The 19,631-nt window shown below is 64.5% G+C and carries 22 protein-coding genes and 1 pseudogene; 9 read left to right on the top strand and 14 right to left on the bottom strand.

What is annotated here, in order from left to right; translation table 11 throughout:
- Positions 1 to 60 precede the first annotated feature (60 nt).
- Positions 61 to 612: a TetR/AcrR family transcriptional regulator gene (locus CH302_RS09040; RefSeq protein WP_037195826.1), complete on the bottom strand. Its 552-nt coding sequence runs from the start codon at positions 610 to 612 to the stop codon at positions 61 to 63.
- Between the two features lie 75 nt (positions 613 to 687).
- Between CH302_RS09040 and CH302_RS09045 the strand changes: the two genes are divergently transcribed.
- Positions 688 to 1,992: a carboxylesterase family protein gene (locus CH302_RS09045; RefSeq protein ID WP_230596521.1), complete on the top strand. Its 1,305-nt coding sequence runs from the start codon at positions 688 to 690 to the stop codon at positions 1,990 to 1,992.
- A gap of 42 nt (positions 1,993 to 2,034) precedes the next feature.
- On the opposite strand, the gene CH302_RS09050 is transcribed toward CH302_RS09045, so the two are convergent.
- The 5 genes from CH302_RS09050 to CH302_RS09070 all read right to left on the bottom strand — a co-directional run bounded on the left by CH302_RS09050 (position 2,035) and on the right by CH302_RS09070 (position 6,342).
- The gene (locus tag CH302_RS09050; protein WP_082323884.1) at positions 2,035 to 3,150 is read right to left on the bottom strand and encodes a cytochrome P450; all 1,116 of its coding nucleotides are present in this window, start codon (positions 3,148 to 3,150) and stop codon (positions 2,035 to 2,037) included.
- Between the two features lie 258 nt (positions 3,151 to 3,408).
- Entirely contained in the window at positions 3,409 to 3,795 is a 387-nt protein-coding gene (locus CH302_RS09055) for a hypothetical protein (RefSeq protein ID WP_037195829.1), read from the bottom strand.
- Positions 3,796 to 3,806: 11 nt separating this feature from the next.
- Positions 3,807 to 4,949 (bottom strand): NAD(P)/FAD-dependent oxidoreductase, encoded by a 1,143-nt coding sequence (locus tag CH302_RS09060; protein WP_037195830.1) that lies wholly within the window; start codon positions 4,947 to 4,949, stop codon positions 3,807 to 3,809.
- The gene (locus CH302_RS09065) at positions 4,946 to 5,143 is read right to left on the bottom strand and encodes a ferredoxin (protein ID WP_037195832.1); all 198 of its coding nucleotides are present in this window, start codon (positions 5,141 to 5,143) and stop codon (positions 4,946 to 4,948) included. Before CH302_RS09065 ends, CH302_RS09060 begins: the two co-directional genes overlap by 4 nt.
- Positions 5,140 to 6,342 (bottom strand): cytochrome P450, encoded by a 1,203-nt coding sequence (locus CH302_RS09070; RefSeq protein ID WP_037196209.1) that lies wholly within the window; start codon positions 6,340 to 6,342, stop codon positions 5,140 to 5,142. The genes CH302_RS09065 and CH302_RS09070 overlap by 4 nt, the downstream gene beginning before the upstream one ends.
- A gap of 153 nt (positions 6,343 to 6,495) precedes the next feature.
- On the opposite strand from CH302_RS09070, the gene CH302_RS09075 reads away from it, so the two are divergent.
- Positions 6,496 to 7,164: a TetR/AcrR family transcriptional regulator gene (locus tag CH302_RS09075; RefSeq protein WP_037195834.1), complete on the top strand. Its 669-nt coding sequence runs from the start codon at positions 6,496 to 6,498 to the stop codon at positions 7,162 to 7,164.
- Positions 7,165 to 7,174: 10 nt separating this feature from the next.
- On the opposite strand, the gene CH302_RS09080 is transcribed toward CH302_RS09075, so the two are convergent.
- The 4 genes and pseudogenes from CH302_RS09080 to CH302_RS30855 all read right to left on the bottom strand — a co-directional run.
- Positions 7,175 to 7,387, bottom strand: coding sequence for a hypothetical protein (locus tag CH302_RS09080; RefSeq protein WP_037195837.1), 213 nt, complete (start codon positions 7,385 to 7,387; stop codon positions 7,175 to 7,177).
- Positions 7,388 to 7,391: 4 nt separating this feature from the next.
- Positions 7,392 to 7,535 carry a hypothetical protein gene (locus tag CH302_RS29985; RefSeq protein WP_155292954.1) on the bottom strand — a complete coding sequence of 48 codons (144 nt, stop codon included), beginning with the start codon at positions 7,533 to 7,535 and terminating at the stop codon, positions 7,392 to 7,394.
- 518 nt (positions 7,536 to 8,053) lie between these two features.
- Complete coding sequence (locus CH302_RS09085) at positions 8,054 to 8,815, bottom strand: lysophospholipid acyltransferase family protein (RefSeq protein WP_037195839.1); 762 nt, start codon at positions 8,813 to 8,815, stop codon at positions 8,054 to 8,056.
- Positions 8,816 to 8,875: 60 nt separating this feature from the next.
- Positions 8,876 to 9,007, bottom strand: a pseudogene (locus tag CH302_RS30855) (aromatic-ring hydroxylase C-terminal domain-containing protein); the annotation flags it as partial.
- A 308-nt stretch (positions 9,008 to 9,315) separates the two neighbouring features.
- Between CH302_RS30855 and CH302_RS09090 the strand changes: the two are divergent.
- Positions 9,316 to 11,664, top strand: coding sequence for a transketolase-like TK C-terminal-containing protein (locus CH302_RS09090; RefSeq protein ID WP_037195841.1), 2,349 nt, complete (start codon positions 9,316 to 9,318; stop codon positions 11,662 to 11,664).
- A gap of 35 nt (positions 11,665 to 11,699) precedes the next feature.
- Here CH302_RS09090 and CH302_RS09095 read toward each other — a convergent pair whose 3' ends face one another.
- Positions 11,700 to 12,455 carry a TspO/MBR family protein gene (locus tag CH302_RS09095; RefSeq protein WP_037195843.1) on the bottom strand — a complete coding sequence of 252 codons (756 nt, stop codon included), beginning with the start codon at positions 12,453 to 12,455 and terminating at the stop codon, positions 11,700 to 11,702.
- Between the two features lie 51 nt (positions 12,456 to 12,506).
- Positions 12,507 to 13,139, bottom strand: a complete 633-nt coding sequence (locus tag CH302_RS09100; protein ID WP_329955323.1) for a TetR/AcrR family transcriptional regulator — start codon at positions 13,137 to 13,139, stop codon at positions 12,507 to 12,509.
- A 44-nt stretch (positions 13,140 to 13,183) separates the two neighbouring features.
- On the opposite strand from CH302_RS09100, the gene CH302_RS09105 reads away from it, so the two are divergent.
- The 3 genes from CH302_RS09105 to CH302_RS09115 are packed head-to-tail and all read left to right on the top strand — an operon-like array spanning position 13,184 to position 16,518.
- The gene (locus CH302_RS09105; protein ID WP_037195845.1) at positions 13,184 to 14,368 is read left to right on the top strand and encodes an oxygenase MpaB family protein; all 1,185 of its coding nucleotides are present in this window, start codon (positions 13,184 to 13,186) and stop codon (positions 14,366 to 14,368) included.
- Positions 14,369 to 14,407: 39 nt separating this feature from the next.
- Positions 14,408 to 15,634 (top strand): alpha/beta hydrolase family protein, encoded by a 1,227-nt coding sequence (locus tag CH302_RS09110; protein WP_082323871.1) that lies wholly within the window; start codon positions 14,408 to 14,410, stop codon positions 15,632 to 15,634.
- Entirely contained in the window at positions 15,628 to 16,518 is an 891-nt protein-coding gene (locus tag CH302_RS09115; protein ID WP_037195846.1) for an alpha/beta fold hydrolase, read from the top strand. Before CH302_RS09110 ends, CH302_RS09115 begins: the two co-directional genes overlap by 7 nt.
- A 20-nt stretch (positions 16,519 to 16,538) precedes the next feature.
- Here CH302_RS09115 and CH302_RS09120 read toward each other — a convergent pair whose 3' ends face one another.
- Positions 16,539 to 17,708, bottom strand: a complete 1,170-nt coding sequence (locus CH302_RS09120) for a thiolase family protein (protein WP_037195847.1) — start codon at positions 17,706 to 17,708, stop codon at positions 16,539 to 16,541.
- 93 nt (positions 17,709 to 17,801) lie between these two features.
- Here CH302_RS09120 and CH302_RS09125 point away from each other — a divergent pair, with 93 nt between their 5' ends.
- From CH302_RS09125 to CH302_RS09135, 3 genes are read left to right on the top strand one after another with little or no spacing between them, the layout of a single operon-like run.
- Entirely contained in the window at positions 17,802 to 18,299 is a 498-nt protein-coding gene (locus CH302_RS09125) for a winged helix-turn-helix transcriptional regulator (protein WP_094649928.1), read from the top strand.
- Complete coding sequence (locus tag CH302_RS09130; protein ID WP_037195849.1) at positions 18,296 to 18,496, top strand: DUF1737 domain-containing protein; 201 nt, start codon at positions 18,296 to 18,298, stop codon at positions 18,494 to 18,496. Before CH302_RS09125 ends, CH302_RS09130 begins: the two co-directional genes overlap by 4 nt.
- Complete coding sequence (locus tag CH302_RS09135; RefSeq protein WP_037195852.1) at positions 18,496 to 18,996, top strand: hypothetical protein; 501 nt, start codon at positions 18,496 to 18,498, stop codon at positions 18,994 to 18,996. Before CH302_RS09130 ends, CH302_RS09135 begins: the two co-directional genes overlap by 1 nt.
- A 6-nt stretch (positions 18,997 to 19,002) precedes the next feature.
- On the opposite strand, the gene CH302_RS30425 is transcribed toward CH302_RS09135, so the two are convergent.
- Positions 19,003 to 19,446, bottom strand: coding sequence for a hypothetical protein (locus CH302_RS30425; protein WP_217903112.1), 444 nt, complete (start codon positions 19,444 to 19,446; stop codon positions 19,003 to 19,005).
- Positions 19,447 to 19,631: the final 185 nt, after the last annotated feature.

Consider the following 19,631-nt stretch of genomic DNA (forward strand, 5'->3'; position numbering starts at 1 on the left):
CCACACGTACGCGCCGTGCAAAACTAGACAGAAGCACCCGCGGGTGTCAAGTTTTACGGGCTAAGCAAGTGGCAGAACGGGAATCAACCACCGCTCGAGGTACTGACGCAGACCGTCGTCCTCGTGAATGGAAGGGTCGTCGAACAGGATGACCGACAGCGCGACCCGCACGATGACTCCGTCGATACCGTCGAACTGCGCGGAGTCGAATCCTGGATTGCGCTCGGCGTATCCGTCCAGGAATTGACGTACCACCGGTAGCGCACGATCCATCATGTCCGCGTCGAACAGCGGGTTCGCGCTACCCGAGCGCAGCAACGAATTCAAAACAGGTTCCCGCCGAATGAGATGGCGTGCGGCGACGATCGTCTCGACGATGAACTGCGTCGGACTCTCGGCCTGATCGGCCTTCTCCCGTATCCCACCCATGACGTCGACGACGAGTCCGATCATGGCTTCGGAGATCATGTCCTCACGGGTGGTGAAGATCGAGTACACCGTCTGACGGGTGACACCAGCAGCACGAGCCACTGCCGCGATCGTGACGCCCTCGAAGCCGGACTCGGCGATCAACCCGAGTGTGGCATCGAGAATCTTCTGCTTGGACCGCATGGTCCGATTATGACGCCACGTCTGTCGTGTCGGTCGGACGGTATGCTCGCGCTGTTCGATAAGGGGGTTCTTCACTTGAACGACGACATGACGGCCGGGGCGACGCGGCGAACGATCACCGGCACGACCAGCGGAGATCTCGAAGCAGTCGAATTCGACGGGCTGATCCACGCACGGGGTATCCCCTATGCCACCGCCACGCGCTTTCGGAATCCCCGACCGGTCGACACCCCGGGGACGACGCGTGACGCCACCCGCCGCGGTCCGGCATGCGTTCAATTGCCCTCTCGGCTCGACAATGTCACCGGTCCGATGATCGACCGGCTCGACCAGAGCGAGGACTGTCTCGTGCTGTCGGTGACCGCTCCCGCTGCGGCCGAGGGACTTCCGGTCATGGTGTGGCTGCACGGCGGCGGCTACGTCTCAGGCGGCGGGGAGGCCGAGAAGTACGATGCAGACCACCTCGTCCGAGAGGGTGTCGTGGTCGTCAGTGTCACCTTCCGGCTCGGCGGTTTCGGTTACCTGACCCCGAAAGGCTCGGGGGACAGCAACATCGGCGTTCAGGATCAGATCGAGGCTCTGCGCTGGGTGTCGACCAACATCGCTCGGTTCGGCGGTGACCCGACCACTGTGACCCTGTTCGGTCAATCCGCGGGCGGCGATGCCATCCTCGCGCTGATGGCGTGCGACGCGGCCGCGGGGTTGTTCACGAGAGCAATCGTGCAGAGCGCACCGCTCGGATTGCGATCGGGGCGTTCGGCTCTGTACGACACCGCACGAAAGGCTTTCGCAGCTCGGTTCTCCACGGACCCGGCCACCGCACCTGCGTCGGACGTGCTCGATGCAGAGCGGGCCGTGACGCAGGCCGTGCGGAGGTTCGGTGCCGCAGGCGGAATGCCGTTCGGGCCGGTGGCTCACCTCGAGCCACTGTCCGATGACCCCGACGCCGCCCTGCGCAGGACTGCCACTCGCGTCGAACTGCTGATCGGTCACACCAGGGACGATGCTGCGCCCTTCGTAGACATCGTGTCGAACATGTTGTGGCTGAACAGGTTCGGCGTTGTCAGTTCGGTGCTCACCGCTCCGGTGGTGCGTCTCGTCACCAACTTGTTGTTCGGCGTGGATTCGATGGTGAAGATGTGGCACGGCGCGGGTGGTCGGGTCGCGTCGTACCGAGTCGACTGGGCGCCGAAAGGTGCACCGTTGGGGGCATGTCACTGCATCGAATTGCCGTTGCTGTTCGGCGACGCATGGTCGGACGCGCCCATGTTGGCCGGCCACACACCGCCGACGGCGCTGGCCGCCAGGGTCCGTCGGACATGGGCAGCATTCGCCAGAGAAGGAGTGGCCGGGCTGCCTGCCCGCTCGCTGGTGTTCTGATCCTGAGGGGGCACCGGCAGCACGAGACACGTGCGGGTTCGGTTACTTCCCCTTCGGGTCGGGCACGAGGTGCAATGGCAGAACCGAGAATCGATGAATGACGTTGTTGACGGCGATCTCCGGTGTACCCGCCTGTTCGATTCGACCGACGTGCCGCAGCAGAGCACGCAGCACCGCCTCGGTTTCCATACGAGACAGTCCCTGCCCGGCGCAGCCGTGAACGCCGTACCCGAAGCCGACGTGCGCTGAAGCATCGCGGGTGATGTCGAACCGGTCGGGTTCTTCCCACGCGAGCTCGTCCCGATTCGCAGATGCGTACATCACGAGTAGTTGCGCACCCGCGGGCACCGGGACACCCCCAATGATCGAATCGGTCTCGGCGCGCCGAGCGAACGCCCGCAACGGGGACTCGATCCGGATCACTTCGTTGATTGCATTGGGCAGCAGTGCATCCGGATCTTGTCGGAGCAGGTCCCATTGATCCGGATGCTTGGCGAACAGCCACAATGCAGCGGCAATCCCGCTTGCGGTGGTGTCGATCGACGGCCCCAGATAGTCCATCAAGAACGCAGGCAGATCGGCCGCGCGGAGGCGACCTGCATCGATGTGCTCGATCATCTCCTCAGCAATGCTCCCCGGAACGACGTCACGTCTACGGGCGAGGCTGTGCACGAAATACAGCATCCGCAGGCTGGCGGCCGTCGATCTCATCGAGACGCCGTTGAGCGGCCCCAACATGTCGAAGATGGCCCCGGCCCACTTCACAAGATCTTTTCTGCCACGCTGCGGCCACCCGATCAGGTCCGGCACCACCGTCATCGGCAACTTCAGCGCGATGTCCTCGACACCGTCGACGTACTGCTTGGCCACCGCATCTCGAACAACTCTCTCGGCCAACGCATTCACATCCGCGCGCAACGGACGCAACGCCCGCGGGGTGAGACGGTGAGCAGCCACCTTTCTCTGCGCGATGTGCGCGTCGTCGTCGGACATCAAGAAACTACGGTTGCCGATTCTGCGAGCGACGGGGTTCAACGCGACACTGCCCGATGAACGGTATGTCCGGTCGTCCGCCAACACCTCCTTGACCTCGGCATACCGAGTCAGGGCGTACACGCGCTGCTTCTCCAGCCACACCACCGGACCGAGGGCGCGCATCGCCCGATAGTGGGGATAGGGGTCTTCGATCGCTGCGACCGAGTACAAGTCCTCGGTATAGACCGGGATTCCGGTAGGCGTTCGCTGACGACCGAACCGAGTCCTGGGCCCCTCCGGCGAACGGACGTGGTGGTCGCTCCCGGACGCGACCGGGCACTTCTGAACATCGGGGTTGCGATCGGCTGGCATCGACAGGCCCTTCGGATTTCGGTGGGTTCGTAGCTGCCGAACCCCGTGCCACGGAGTGGTCGAGCTCTTCTATCGTTCCAACTGCGTCTCGGCAAGGACACCGGCAACAACGAAGCCTCCGGCGATGGCGCACCCAGCCACGCGTGTTCGCTGCGGCAGATACGCGGTCAGAGCGAAGGCACCGGTATCCCAGACATCGACAGCCACCCCGGCGCGCAGCAAGGGGCGCACCAACTTCGGTGCATACCTGGTGGCCGCGTACAGGCCGCCGCCGATGTAGATCTCCCGGATTCCGAAGGTGCGGGCGGCAGCACGCGTGGTCGCCACGGCGGCGTCGGGCCCGGCGAGGAGTTCGTTGGCGCGGGTGGGCGCGATCATGTGGGCGATTCCGATTGCCGCACGGCCCAATCCGACGATCTCGGGAAGGCGTCGTACAAGTGTGGAGCCAGTAGCCATGAATACGTTCCTCAGGTAGTGGAGACAGTGTTCTCGCGAGCCAACCGCCGGAGCACACCGACGGGCTTCTTGATACCGAATGCGGCGATGGTGGTGCGGCCGTCCGAGTGAGTCCACCGCAGCAGTGCGGACCCGTCGGCGACGGACCCCTCGAGGACGATCGGATCTCCCTGCAGAGGAAGGGGACCGACGACTTTGATGGACAACCCCAGGATCTCGGTCCAGAAATAGTCGTCGGTGGGCGCGCAGGTCGGTTCGACGCCGAGAGCGGAGGCCGCGGCAACTTTGCCCTGCGCTACGGCATTCGACCAGAACGGCGACCGAGCCGACGCAGCGCGTGAGTAGGTGACATCGCCGGCCGCATAGACATCGGGAACCGCTGTAGCGCAACGGTCGTCGATACCGACACCGCGATGGTCCGCGATTCCGCTCCCCTCCAACCAGCCCGACTCGGGCACGTCTCCGGCGCAGGTGACGACCAGATCGGCCTCGAGGGTTCGGTCCGCGAGCGCGACGCCGACCACTGGATCGCCGATCAACATCACCGCACTGTCGACCCGGACGACATCGACCGAAGCGGCTTCCGCTCGGGACGAAACAGCCTCGGACAGAAACGAACCGAGCAACCGCTGCAGCGGCGGATCGACGTCGACGACGGTGGCGTCGACACCACGAGAAGCGCAGGCACTCGCGACTTCCATACCCAGGAAACCTGCACCGACGATGACGGCGGTCTTCGCCTCGTCCAACCGTGGCCGAAGTGCACGGGCATCGGCGAAGGTCCGCAACACGATCTCGCCGGCCTGCCCGGGGGCGGCTATCCGGCGCGCGGCCGCACCGGTGGCCACGATCAGGGCGTCGTACGTCACGTCGGTGCCATCGGCCGTGGTCACGGTCCGAGTCTCGGTATCCAACGACACCGCGCGATCGACGATCGAGGTGATGTCGAGATCCGACAGATCCCACGTTTGTGCCTCGGCTGCTTCACCTTTGAGCACATGCTTGGACAACGGCGGTTTCGCGTAGCAACCGTCCACGTCGGCACCGATCATGACGATCGGACCTCGGTGGCCGCGGGCGCGGAGCTCACGGACGGCGGTACACCCGGCGATGGAGTCTCCGACGACGACGATGCGACGGTCGGTGGCGCTCACTTGCTCTCTCGGAGGGCCGCTACCGGACACGCTCCGATCGCCGAACGTGCCGGGGAGGCAAGGTCGTCGGGTATGTCGTCGCCATCGAAGGCGTAGTGAAGCTCGCCCTCGTCGTCCAGGCTGAAGACCTTGGGAGCTTGATCGGCACAGATTCCATGCCCTTCGCACCGATCCCAGTCGACGTCGATTCTCATTGCGGTGTCCCTTCTGCTGCCACCAATTTCAGCGGCAGGCGTTCGTATCGGTGAATGACGTTGTTGACGGCCCTTTTCGGCGTTCCCGAGGGGACGAATCTTTCGACTCGGCGCGCCAGCACACGGAGCATCGTCTGCGCTTCGAGACGCGCCAGTCCTTGACCGGCGCAGCCGTGCGTACCCGAACCGAAGCCGAGCTGGCGCGCCGCATCGCGGGTGATGTCGAACGCATCGGGGTTGTCCCATTCCCGCTCGTCGCGGTTCGCCGACGCGTAGATCACCAGCACACGGGCTCCTGCGGGAATTCTGGATCCGCCGATATCGGCGTCACGCACAGCCCGTCGAGAAAATGCCCGGATGGGTGACTCGTACCGGACGACCTCGTTGACAGCGTTCGGAATCAGGTCCGGGTTCTCCCGTATCGCCTGCCATTGCTCGGGATGTCGAGCGAACAGGTCCAGTGCGCCGGAGATCGCTCCGATGGTGGTGTCGAGTGATGGTCCGAGGTAATCGATCATCAGTGCCGGGCACGCCGATTTCTCGAGTCGATTCTCGTCGGCGGCGATCAGCACGTCCTCGCCCATACTGCCGGGCAGGACCGACCGCTCGCGCACCACCCGCTTCGAGAAGCTCAGCATCTCGGTGGCGGCCTTGACCGCGGTGGCCGAATGCCGATTGACGGGGCCCAGCGAGTCGAAAGTTGCTCCGGCCCAACGGAGAAGGTTCTCGCGGCCATCCTCCGGCCAGCCTACGAGGTCGGGCACGATCGACATGGGCAGCGCCGTTGCGAGGTCGTCGACGCCGTCGACGAACTGCTTGCTCAACGCGGCGTCGACGATACTTTCCGCCTTCTCCGAGATCGCCGTCGTCATCTTCCGAACTGCTCGCGGAGTCAGACGGTGAGCCAGAACCGCGCGCTTCGAAGCGTGCTCGTCGCCGTCACTGTTGAGGGTCGTGCCCCGGCCGAGTCGGTTGGCGATGGGATTGAGCGCGACGCCATCCCCGGAAACGAAGGTCTCGTCGTCGAGCAACACTGCCTTGCACTCGGCATACCGAGGGATCGCGAACACCTGCTGACCCGGAAGCCACACCACCGGGCCGAGCTCCCGCAACCTGGCGTAGTGCGGGTACGGATCGAGAATGGCGTCGGTGGAGTAGATGTTCCTGCGGTACTGGGGAATCGACACGTCGGTTGTCATCAAGTCCTCGATGGGCCACGGATCCGGCGACGTCCGCCAGACATTGACGATATCGTCACTCATCACACGTCACCGCGTCAAGCATTTTTGACGAATTCGTCAATATTTCTCGCGATAGGCTGCCCTCACCACATTCCAGAGCAGGAGCACACCGTGACCGAAGGCAACCGTGTCGAGCGCCGGAAGGCTCGCACCAGAGCCGCCCTCGTTCGGGCCGCGCAAGGATTCCTGGCGAGCGGCAACACCAACGCGCCCGTTCTGGAAATAACCCAGGCCGCCGACGTCAGCAATGGATCGTTCTACAACTACTTCGATACCAAAGAGGAGCTGTGGCAGGCGGCCATCGACGCGGCCCTCGAATCCACAGGCGACTACCTCGACTCGCTGACCGTGGGATTGGACGACCCGGTCGAGAAATTCACCCAGTCCTTCCGGTTGTCCGGACGACTCTTCCGCCTCGAACCGCAACTGAGTCTTGTACTGCTCAACTCCGAGGCCGCGGCATTCGCAGCAGCCGGCGGCCTGGCACCGCGTTCACGCCGTGATATCGAATCAGCCGCCGAACAAGGCCGATTCGATGTGGACGACGCGGATGTCGCACTCGCGATCGTGGCCGGTTCACTGCTGTCGTTGGGGCGACTGCTGCTCGCCCAACCCGAGCGCGACGAAGCTGCGACCGTGGACGACACGACGCAGCGCGTGCTGCGAGCGCTCGGTATCTCCGCCGACGAGGCCGAAAAACTGTGTGGCCGCGAGCTTCCGACGTCCTACAGCGGCGGAGTTCAGGCAGCGATCGACCCCACGTCCCAGCCGCTCCCGTAGCCGACCGGAGTCAGTCGTCCGCGGCCCTGAGCGCGACGCTCAGCGCCTCTTGCGCCGATATGTCCGCCTCGATCGCACCGCGCATCTCGGCATCGTCGAGGTCTACGAGCAACGGAACTTCGGTGTCGGACTGTCCGCGCACATCGGCGAGTTCCTGCTCGCGATCTTTCGCTCGCCGGTAGGCGGCTAGGGCCTCGTCCTGCTTCTCTCGTGCGGTGGCCATGCCGTCAGGCTCTCTGGTGTCGCGCGGGCGCGTGCGCAGACACCTCGACGGGAACCGATACGGCAACGGGTTCGACCTTCCGGTCACTACCGCGCGTGCTCATCTTCATGAAGTTCTGCAGTTCGTCGTGGATAGGTGTGTCGGTCATGAGACTCGACCTTCTCGACCTACGATTCGCAGGTCGGTTCGGTTTCGCTGAACCATTGTGTGCGCTGAACGAGCGGCGTGACACCGACCCTACGGCCTTTCCTCCCACGCGGTCGACGCTGCGCTGCACACCGTCGACCAGAACTCCGTTGCTATCGACGAGCCCGGGGCTCGGGGTCTACTGTCGCTCACGTCGACAAGTTCGATCACGAAGAAGCGGCAGTCGATGGCCGGCCCTGGGTACACAGCGCGGGGTAACGGCGACTCGAACCTCGGCAGACCTTCCTGCCGAGGACACATGCTGCTCGACCGGGACACGCACGGTAGCGGCATTCGACGTACAGGATCGAGTCCGAGTGCTCACCTACAGCTTCAACCTCGATTACCGGGGCATATGTCCCATCTGCGAACAGATCACGTTGGGAGAGAACGTCATCGATTCGCCGGCCGTCGGACCGACCAACAGCCGCATCTATGCCTCCTGTGAAGCCTGCGGATGGGAAGGACCGGGCTGACAGCTCAGCCGATCACCGGCAGGCGATCCTTCGTCAGTTCGTCGAGTTCTGCCTGCATCGCAGAGTGAACGCGGTGCGCGAAATCCTCTGCCGACTCGTCGGGCTCGGGACGCATCGGTGCCAGGACCGACGTCCGAAGCTTCGTCGGTAGTGGGAGATACGGAAGCAACCCGACCACCCCGACATTGACACCCCAGGGAATGGATATCGACAGCGGCACCGTCTTGACCCGGAGGGACGTCTTGTGCAGCCGAAGCGCTCGGGCGATGCGCTTTCCGCTACTGAGGACGAGCAGCGACTCACCCGCTCCCGAGGTCACCACCGGAACGATCGGCACCCCGGCCTCCATTGCCAGACGGGCGTAGCCGCTGCGTCCCGCGAAGACGATCTCGTTGCGTTGCCGCCACGACTTCAGCGCATCGAGGTCACCCCCGGGGAAGACCAGGACATTGTGTCCCTCTTCGAATGCGTCGAGAGCATTCTGTCGAGCGGCAGGCCGAGCACCGAACGGCTCGACCAACTTCCCTGCACGCAGGGTCCACGCGATCTGGTGCGTCAACGCGATGACTTCCCTGGACAGGTCCAGGTCGTCGTACGCAGCAGCGAAGGCGAAGACGTTCAGATCGATCACTCCGCCGAACCCGTGATTGCACACGAACAACACGGGCTCGTCGGGAACCGGTTGCGCGACCGACACTTCGAGGCGGTTGTACAGACGCACCGCATTGATGCCCAGTGCCCGAATCGCGCGAGGTACTTTGTGCATGGCCGCACTCTAGCGGGGCGCACTCGCGGCCAGACCGGGTTCGATCGACTCGTGTCCGGGCTATGTCACGGCAGTGAAGTAGCGATTCCACTGCGTGGTCAGAAAACGTTCGAGTTCCGAACCGGCAGCAGAAGCCGAACCTGCCGTACGCCACGCAACATGTCCGTCGGGTCGCACGAGTACCGCCCCGGCAGTCGTGGCGGCAGCGCACTCTCGTCCGGACGGGGACGATTGAGGTCAGTACGACCAAGTTTCGTAGCAGCAGGCACCCCTGAACCGTGCAATCTGCATCATTCGAGCGGCACCACTTGCGCAGCTGGGTGAGCGGCTGGTCCACTGTCCCCCATCGCAGCTCAGTTGCACTCCGGCGATTCGCAACCCGAACGCCCGCCCGGACCACAGGACCGCACTCGGTCCCGCGTCGTCCGCTCTTCTCGCGTGCCCTTCGGCCTCGGCCGGCATCAGGACGTTCTTCATCGTCGACTCAGGAGCCAACTGTCATGACCAGCATCAGCCCCGCCGACCGCCGTTCGTCTACCGGGGACGGCGAAGACCTGCACGACATCGCGCAGCGCGTGCTGTGGCTGTCGACATCGATGATTCACCACGCCAACCGGATTCGGCCCAACTCGACCGGGCTGAAGGTCGGCGGACACCAGGCATCCTGCGCATCGATGGTCTCGATCATGACGTCGCTGTGGTTCGAGCAGTTGCAGCCCGGCGACCGAGTCTCGGTCAAGCCCCACGCCTCGCCGGTGCTGCACGCGATCAACTACCTCCTCGGCGAGCTGGACGAGAAGTATCTGACGACGCTCCGTGCCTACGGCGGTCTGCAGTCCTACCCGTCGCGCTCGAAGGACCCCGACACCGTCGACTACTCGACCGGCTCGGTGGGAATCGGTGCCACTGCACCGATCTGGGGTGCGATGTCGCGACGCTTCGTCGAGGACCGGTTCGGCCCGGACGATTCCCCACGAACCGGGTTCAGCGGACGCCAGTACTCACTGGTCGGTGACGCCGAGCTCGACGAAGGTGCCGTGTGGGAAGCGATCATCGACCCGGGAATCGCAGAACTCGGCGAGATCGTCTGGATCGTCGACCTCAACCGCCAGTCCCTCGATCGCGTCGTGCCGAACATCGCCGCCCGCCGTCTCGAGAAGATGTTCGACGCCGCAGGCTGGCAGGTCATCACCGTCAAGTTCGGCCGACTGCTCGAAGACCTGTTCGCTCGATCCGGTGGCGATGCTCTGCGCACTCGAATCCTGGACATGCCGAACCCCGAGTACCAACGCCTGCTGCGCTGCACGGCCGACGAAGTGCGCACCAGACTCCCCGGATCGGGACCGGATGCCACGACGATCGCGGACCTGATCGCCGACCTCGACGACACCGTGTTGACCGAGTCGATCCGCAACCTGGGCGGACACGATCTGGATGCGTTGCGCAAGGCCTACTCTCGCATCGACGACACCCGGCCGACGGTGATCGTCGCGTACACGGTCAAGGGCTTCGGACTGCCCACTCAGGGACATCCGCAGAATCACTCCTCGCTGCTCACCGTCGACGAGTACGCCGAGCTCGCACGCACTCTCGAGCTGGATCCCGCTGCGCCCTGGGGCCGCTTCGACGACGACAGCGCACCGGGACGACTGTGCAACGCCACCGCGGAACGGCTACGCCGCGAACCGGTTCCGGCGTCCACTCCCCCTGCCGTTCCCACCGACATCGGCCGCACACCGAAGGGCACCGCCACCACTCAGGCGGCCCTGGGCCGCACGCTGATCGACCTCACTCGCGAGGCCCCGGAAGCGGCGAAAAGGGTTGTCACAGTGAGCCCCGACGTCAGCTCCACCACCAACCTCGGCGGCTGGGTCAACAAGGTCGGCGTGTGGTCCTCGTCGGATCGGCACGACTGGTTCGGTGACGACGCCGAAACGATCATGCACTGGCGCGAAGGACCGTCCGGTCAGCACATGGAACTCGGCATTGCCGAGACCAACCTCGTGGGGCTGATGGGCGAACTCGGTGCGACGTGGAGCCGATGGGGACAGCCACTGTTCCCGATCGGCGTCATGTACGACCCATTCGTCGAACGCGCCCTCGAGCCGTGGTCGTACGGCATCTATGCCGGCGGCCAGTCGATCCTCGTCGGCACTCCGTCCGGAGTCACACTGGCCGCGGAAGGCGGTGCGCACCAATCGATCAAGACGCCGTCCATCGGTCTCGAACAGCCCGGCTGCATCAGCTACGAACCCGCATTCGCCATCGACGTCGAATGGACCCTGCTCGCCAGCATCGCGCGTCTGGGCCGGCCCGACGGAACCTCGGCATACCTACGGTTGTCGACGCGACCCGTCGACCAGTCGAAGGCCGACGTTCCCACCGACCCGGCGGCCCGGGAACGCAGGCGTCGCCAGGTGGTTGCCGGCGGATATCCGCTGGTGCGTCGAGACGGTGCGACGGTGACCATCGCGGCAATGGGAGCCGTGATCACCGAAGCACTCGAGGCTGCCGAGCGATTGAGCAAGGTCGGCGTGATCGCGGACGTTCTGTGCATCACCAGCCCGGGCGAGCTCTACCGCGCCCTGCAAGCCAGGCAAGGACGCGGTGTCGGTGAGTCGTGGATTCTCGATCAGCTGCTCCCCGCGGATCGGGCGACACCGATGGTGACCGTGCTCGACGGCCATCCGCACACTCTCGCGTTCCTCGCCACCGTCAACCGAGTGGCCTCGACGTCGTTGGGAGTGAGCAACTTCGGGCAGGTCGGATCACTCGACGAGGTGTACAAGCACCACAAGATCGATACCGACTCCATCGTCGGTGCCGCACTCGATGTCACCGATCACTGACGCAGCTCTGAGTGGCCTGCCCAGGGTCTCGGGCACTATCGCACCGACACTGCCTCACGGCTGCGAAACCTGATGGCTACCGTTGCGAGTGCGACCACCACGGCCGCGAGAACCGCTGTCCAGCCGACGGTCGTGTCGACCACCTCACCGGAGAGGCGGCCCTGCGCCACCCATCCGAGTCCCCAGACGATCGCCAGCATCGGTGCGACCGCACCACCGGAGTACTGAGCCAGAAACACCCCGACACCGGCTGCAACCACGAGCACGATGACCGCCCATACCGTTGCGCCACTGGTGAATCCGAGACTCACCAGCCACGCGGAGATGTTCGCGATGGTCGCCACACACACCCACCCGAGGTACACGCCCATCGTGCCGTCGGTGATCACCGCGTCGACGACGCCCTCCGGTCGATGCTGCTGCATCAGTACGAAGACGCGGGCGAGCACCGCCAGCAACGCGACGATGACGATCACGCTCAGCCACAACTGCCCGATCTGAATCACGAGAATCCACGCCGGATTGAGCAACATCGACGCGACGATCGGTGCGCGCAACGCGTCGTGGCGGGCGGTGCGGCCGGGTAGGAACTGCCAGACGGCGTAGGCGATGAGCCCGGTGTAGATCACCGACCAGATCGAGAACGCAGGGCCGGCCGGTGCCACCAACGTGGACGTGGCGCTCAGCGCCCCACCTGCCGCCTCGGCAATCGGCGTCCCGATCCACGCACCCGACCCGAGGAACGACACCACCACTGCCACGACCGCACTGACGACGACCACGATTTTCATAGCAGCACTGATCCCCCGAATTCGGCGGTCGCAAACACCCCTGCTGGGTTGCTAGCCCGAATCGGCACCCTCGAATGCGGCAAGCAACATTCGAGCCGTCGTGGCCACCAACATCGTTCGGTCCGAACCCGCGGGTCTGAACAACGCCACCCTCATGCACAGGCTCGCGGTGGCACCCATCGTCAGGAACACGAGATCGTCGAGGACGTCGTCGTCGAGATCGGGTCGGATTCGGGTGGGCATGATGCGCGCGAGGGGCAGCAGTGGACGTTCGATGTCCTTCCACTGGCCACCCAGTTCCGAGCCTCCTGCTGCAAAGGCCGTCCGGACGACCGCCTCGTGTTCCTCGAACGCAGAAGTGAGGGTCTCGACGATGGTGACGATCGCGTCGGCCGGCGCTTGGTCCATCGCCCGTCCGATTCCGGTGGCCAGCCGCGTGGTGATGTCGTGGATCGTTGCGGTTCGCAGCTCGTCCATCACGGACTCGATGTCGGTGAAGTAGCGATAGACGGTGCCGATACTGACGTGCACATGCCGTGCGAGCTGGTACGTCGTCGGGAGATAGCCGGGCTTCTTCTGCAGTAGCTCGATGGTCCCGGTCAACAGTCGAGCACGCATCTCGACGGCGCGTTGCTGCCGCGGAGTCGATCTCGGTCGCGGTGACGACGGGCGTCGAGCTGACATGAAAGTGAATAGTAAGTGAGGAATTCTCGTGTTCCACTGAAAGTATGAATACTCGCGCTCCCACCGGGCTTGTTCGCGCAGACGACGCCGTCTCGACGCACGGCCAGGCGGGCCGCGAGTGGCTCGACGCGATGTGGCGAGCCGATCCACTCGCCGATCGAGTGCTCGACGAGGACTTCGGTTCTTCGTCGTCGACCGCCGCCGTCTCCGCCGCGCTCACGAACGGCATCGATCCCGACGCCCCGGCTGCGCTTCGAAAGCTGTTCGCATTTCTCGACTCCGAACCGGACTGGGTCGATCACGACCGCCTCGACCGCGCCGCCGACGCCCTCGTCCGCTACAGCGCGGTGATGGGGATCGTGCTGGGAGCGGCGTCGCTGCTTCGCGGCGCAGAGAACTCCATTGCCGGCAAACCGCTGGCCATCACCGGACGGTACGTCTCGCAACCGGCAATCCGCTCCATCGAAGTAGGAAACTGGCTGCAGAAAGTCATCTCCCCGGGCGGAATGGCCAGGCACGGAGACGGATTCGCCTACACGGTGCGGGTACGCATGATCCACGCCCACGTGCGACGAGGAATCCGACACCTCGGCACGTGGGACGACGACGCCTGGGGCGTGCCGATCCCGCAGCCGTACATGGCGTTCACGATCGCCGAGTTCGGCCACATCGCGCTCGACGCCATGCATCGGGTCGGCGTGCGCTTCACCGACCGAGAACTCGGGGACATCTACCACCTGTGGCGCTACGTCGGACATGTCGTCGGCGTCGACCACGAGCTCAACCCGATCGACGAATCGGACCACATCCGCATCGAGCAACTGTACCGACTCACCTCCCCCGGCCCCAGCCAGGACGATCGGGACTTCGTCGCGGCCCTGACCGACGACTATCTGGTGCCCGAACTGGCCAACCTGCTACCCGGGCCTCGAAAGGTGACCCGCGCGGTGGCGTCGGCGACGATGTCTGCCCTGCAGCGCGTGCTGATCGGCGACGAGGCGTCGGACGATCTGCACATCCCGGCCACGTCGCTCACGCACGTCGTGTCGCTCGTCGGGCCGCTGCTTCCTCTGGTGAACCGAGCGCGCACGCTCCGGGCCGGCGGACCGGCCGAGCTGACGCGGCGGTCCTACCTCGTGCGCGACGAGGAGATGCAGCGCATGCGCGCGAGCTACCGGGTCACGCACGACTTGGTCGACGACGTCCACCGGACGCACTCGGTCGGTTGAGCCTGCCGATTCCCGCCCCGGTCTGGTAGACACGCGGGAGTGAATGCCATCAGTCGACCGAACCGAGCTCGACGCGTCGGAGCCGCACTCGCGGTGTCCAGCTGCGCGCTCGTCGGGTGCAGCTCCACGCCCGAGCCCGAGCCCGCGCCCGCGAACACGCCCGCCGAGACGACGACAGCACCGGCCCCGCAGTACGACTTCACGGGAGTGCCGGGCACCGTTCTCGATTCCGAGGATTTCGGCGATCGGTCGACAGCGCTCTCCGCCACCGGAGCCACGCTGTACCGATTCGTCTACGAGTCCACGTCGGGTGTCGACAATTCCCCCACGGCGGTCTCGGGAGTGGCAGCCGTTCCGGCAGGCACCCCGCCCGAGGGCGGTTGGCCGATCGTCGTCTACGGACACGGCACCACCGGAGTGCAGGCCGACTGCGGACCCACCCTGTATCCCGATCTGCTCGGCTATCAATTCGCTGTTCAGGACTTCACCGAACTCGGATACGTCACCGTGCTGCCCGATTACCAGGGCCTGGGCACCGGCGGCGGCACCCACCCGTATCTGGAGCCGCGCACCTCGGGACACAACATGATCGACGCGGCCCGCGCAGCCACGAGCGCACTGCCCGATACGTCCACCCGCTGGGCCGCTGTCGGGCTGTCACAGGGCGGCCAAGCAGCTTGGGCGGCAAACGAACTCGCCGCCAGCTACGGCCAAGGCCTCGACCTGGTGGCATCGGTGTCGCTATCGCCGCCGACGGATCTGAAGCCCCTGGTGCAGGCCGGAATGGACGGAACCCTCACCACACCGCAGAAAGAACTGATGCCCTCGGTGCTCTACGGTGCACAACAGGTCGACCCTGCCATCGATCCGAGGAACTACATGGGCAGCGTCGCCGAAAGGAACAACGAGCTCCTGCTCACCTGCTCGGGCGGAGACGTCGAAGGCAAGGAGCGAGCAGTCGCGGCGATGACACCGGACGAGTTCGCTTCCGACTCAGCACAATCCGAGCAACAGCTGCTCGACGTGATCGATCGCTACACACTTCCCCAGGTGCGAACCGAGGTACCGATGTTCGTGGCCTACGGCGCGAAGGACGACATCGTGCTCCCTCAGTGGACCGCCGAGGGAGTCCGAAAGGCCTGCGCCCTGGGTGATCCGATCGTTGCGCAGGAACAGCCCGAGCAGGGCCACGACGTCAGCGACGAAGCAGCCATGCAGTTCCTGGCTGCCTCGTTCGCAGGCCAATCGGTGCCGAGCACATGCTGACGACCGGCTCTGCGATGGAGAGAATCACCGAGTACACGCACGACGGTTTTGTGTTCGACGTCCTCGACCAGGGTCCGCTCGACGGCCCGATCGTGTTGCTGCTGCACGGATTTCCCGAGCGGGCATCGTCATGGTCCGCGGTGATGGCCATCCTGAACGAGCACGGATACCGCACTGTTGCACCGGATCAGCGTGGGTACTCACCACGGGCCCGGCCGAAGAGGCGTCGCGACTATCGCGTCGGAGCGTTGGTCAGCGATGTCGCCGCCTTGATGGAGGTGATCGGAAGACCTGTTCATCTCGTGGGACACGACTGGGGAGCGAACATCGCCTGGGTCACCGCAGGACGACACCCTCGGCTCGTTGCATCGCTGACGGCGTTCTCGGTTCCGCACCCCGGCGCTTTCATGACCGGCTTGCTCACCTCGAAACAGATTTTGCACTCCTGGTACTTCACGTTCTTCCAACTGCCGACACTGCCCGAGAAGTGGATGATGCGGCCCGGCGCACGGGCCGAGAAGTGGTACGAGCAAAGCGGAATGACCGAAGACGACCTCGAACGGACGAAGACGGAGATCGTCGACTACGGCGCACTGCCCTTCGCCGTCACCTGGTACCGGGGACTGCCGTTCTCGAATCCGAGCATCGGCCGCCTGCGCATCACCGTGCCGACGTCGATGGTCTGGAGTGACGGAGACACCTTCATCGGACGATCCGCCGTCGAGGGTGCGCAACGCTACGTCGATGCTACGTACACCTTGACGGTGTTACCCGATGTGTCGCACTGGATTCCGACCCAAGCACCGGATGCGGCAGCCGCAGCAATCCTGACCAACGCCGAACTCGCAGTTACGCAGGGCTTCGGGTCCGATTCGTCTGCATAACTGCGAGTTCGTCGAGGTACTTACAGGCGTTCGATGATGGTCGCGTTCGAGAGTCCTCCCGCTTCACACATCACCTGCAGGCCGAAGCGCTGCTCGCGTTCGGCCAGGGCGTGAACCATGGTCGTCATGATGCGCGCACCACTGCCGCCGAGGGGATGGCCGATCGCGATGGCCCCGCCGTTGACGTTGACCTTACTCAAATCCGCGCCGGTCTCCTTGGCCCACGCGAGCACCACCGACGCAAAGGCCTCGTTCACCTCGAACAGGTCGATGTCGTTCATCGTCAACCCCGCTCTCGAGAGCACCTTCTTCGTGGCGGGGATGACGGCGGTCAGCATCATCAACGGATCGTCTCCGACCACAGCGAAGCTGTGCAGCCTGGCCATCGGCGTCAGGCCGAGCTCCTTCGCCTTCTCGCTGGTGGTGATCATGACTGCGGCGCTGCCGTCGTTGATCTGACTTGCGTTGCCCGCGGTGATGTTCCAGCCGATCTGCGGGAATCGCGCCGCCATCGCCTCGTCGTAGTATGCGGGACGCAGTCCGGCCAACGCGTCGAGTGTGGATCCGGTGCGGATGCCCTCGTCTCGGTCGAGTCCGCGGATGGCGCTGATCTCCCGCTTGAAGCGCCCCTCTTCGGTTGCCGCCGCAGCCTTCGCGTGACTGGACAACGCGAACTCGTCCATCTCGGTGCGACTGATGCCCCATCGCGCAGCGATCAGTTCGGCGCTGATGCCCTGCGGCACAAGACCCTCGGGGTACCTCTCGGCGAATGCAACACCCGACGGATCCGCGGTACCGATCAGGTTGGAGCCCATCGGAATACGGCTCATCGACTCCGAACCGGCAGCAACGGCCAGATCGTAGGCACCGGAGATCACACCCTGTGCGGCGAAATGTATTGCCTGCTGGCTACTTCCGCATTGCCGATCGACGGTGGTTGCGGGTACCGATTCCGGATAGCCCGCCGCCAGCGCCGCGCGCCGGGTCATATTCGACGCCTGATCACCCACTGCGGTGACGACGCCACCGATGACGTCATCGACCTGATTTGGATCTATCCCACTGCGCTGCAGCACTTCCCGCAGGCTGTGAGCCAACAGGTCGACTGGATGCTCGGGATGCAAAGTGCCGTTCGCTTTACCCCGCCCGACCGGTGTTCTGACTGCCTCGACGATGACTGCGTCTCTCATGACGGCTCCTTGTCCGATCGATCCGTTCCTATCGGATCGCTAGCACCACCGTACGAGCTAGCTATAGTTTTGTAAAGTCAGTAGTATCGTGGCATGCCCCTCAACATGGACGGCCCGCTGTCCGACCTCGCTGCCTGGACGGCCGGAGATCGCTGCTCGATCGCACGCGCTCTGTCGGTGGTCGGCACCCGATCGACCATGTTGATCCTGCGCGAGGCGTTCTACGGCACGACGCGGTTCGACGATTTCAGCAGACGCGTGGGCATCACCGACGCCAGCAGCGCAGCCCGTCTCAAAGAACTCGTCGACGCGGGAATCTTCGCCAAACAGCCCTACCGCCCCGACAAAGGGCGAACGCGCTACGAGTACGTCCTGACGAAGATGGGAGAAGACCTTCTCCCCGTCGTACTTGGCCTCATGCAATGGGGCGACGAGTATCTACAGGACGACGACGGGCCGTTGAATGTGGTTGATGCGCAGGGAAAGTCCGTTCACGTCCGCATCACCGACGACAATGGTGCGGAAGTGCCGATGACCGAGTTGCGAGTGCGCATCGCCCAACACGAGGCTGTGCGAGAATTCGACGCATGACCGATCGATTGCCGCGATATCGAGTCCTGACCGGCCCTGACGACGCAGCATTCTGCTACCGCGTCAGCGACGCGCTGAACCTCGGTTACGAACTCCACGGTGGCCCCGCTCTGACCCACGGCGATCGAGGAGTAGTTGTGGCCCAGGCGGTCGTTTGGCCCGGATCGAGTGAGCCGCCGCTGAACAGAAAGCCTTGATGCGCTGGATCGCGATAGTTTTCGGCCTGGCCCTATCCGCAGCGTTGTCACTCCTGTGGCACTTCGCCGCGCCCCTTGCGGCCTTCGACCCGGCAGCTACCTCCGGTGAGTCCGGAAGCATATCGATCCTCGGCTATGCGCCACTGTTCACCGAACAGGGTCCGCCGTGGTTTCCGTCGTCGCTCGTCATCGGTGCACTGACACTGTGTGCGGTTGCAGCAACAGCATGGATTCGAGGGTCTCGGAAGCCGCTGTTCTGGTGGCCGCTGCCGACGTCGACGCTTCTCGGGGTTTCCTTGTGGGCCGTCGCCACCGTCAGCCCGCCCCCGACTCTGGGCATCGTGATAGTCGATCCCGACTCGATGGCCGCGCAGATGTCGGAGTCGCCGCTGTTCCGCGAGTCGAGTCTCGTATTCCTGATCGAATGTCTGACAGCGTCGATCGTGATCGGTGCCATGTTCGCCGGAATCCAATATGCAGCCGACCGACGCCGACGGTGAGACAGTTCAGGGCTCGACCGACGTCGCTCGGTATCGAAATCCGTCCAGTTCGGCGCCGGTTCCGTACAGCGCTACCAAATCCTCGTATTCCAGACTCACCGGCTGACCGGCATACAACGTCCGAAATCCGGTCCCCTCGATATCGGAGAAGAATACCCAGCAACCACCTGGGATCGCAGGTCCATCGAGCACACCCCAGCCCTCCTCACCATGGAACTCGCGCACCACAGCCCGGGTAGTCAACGTAGGAGGCTTCTGGACGGTGTGCGGCACGCCGTCGTCGGAGTCGACGATGTCGGTGATTCTGCCGTCGTCACCGAATGCCCATGACACGCCTCGAAATGTCGACTTCGACGAGTCTCCGTAAGACTCGAACACCGCAGCGCCCGCCACGACTGCGACCACGGCCGTCAACACGTAGCCCAATCGCCGAGAATGCCCAATACCCACCTTTCGAAGGTACATTCTCCGTCCACCTGCCGTTGCCGAAGTTGCTGCGTCCACTTCGACTACATCGCCTTGCCTACGAGTGCAACACCTATGCCTACGAACATCACTCCGACTGTCCTGTTCCATCGCTTCGAGGTCGCCGAACGACCGGCCACGCGATCGACGGCTGCGGTGACCAAACGTCG

Source organism: Rhodococcus sp. 15-2388-1-1a (assembly GCF_002259145.1).
GTDB lineage: Bacteria > Actinomycetota > Actinomycetes > Mycobacteriales > Mycobacteriaceae > Rhodococcoides.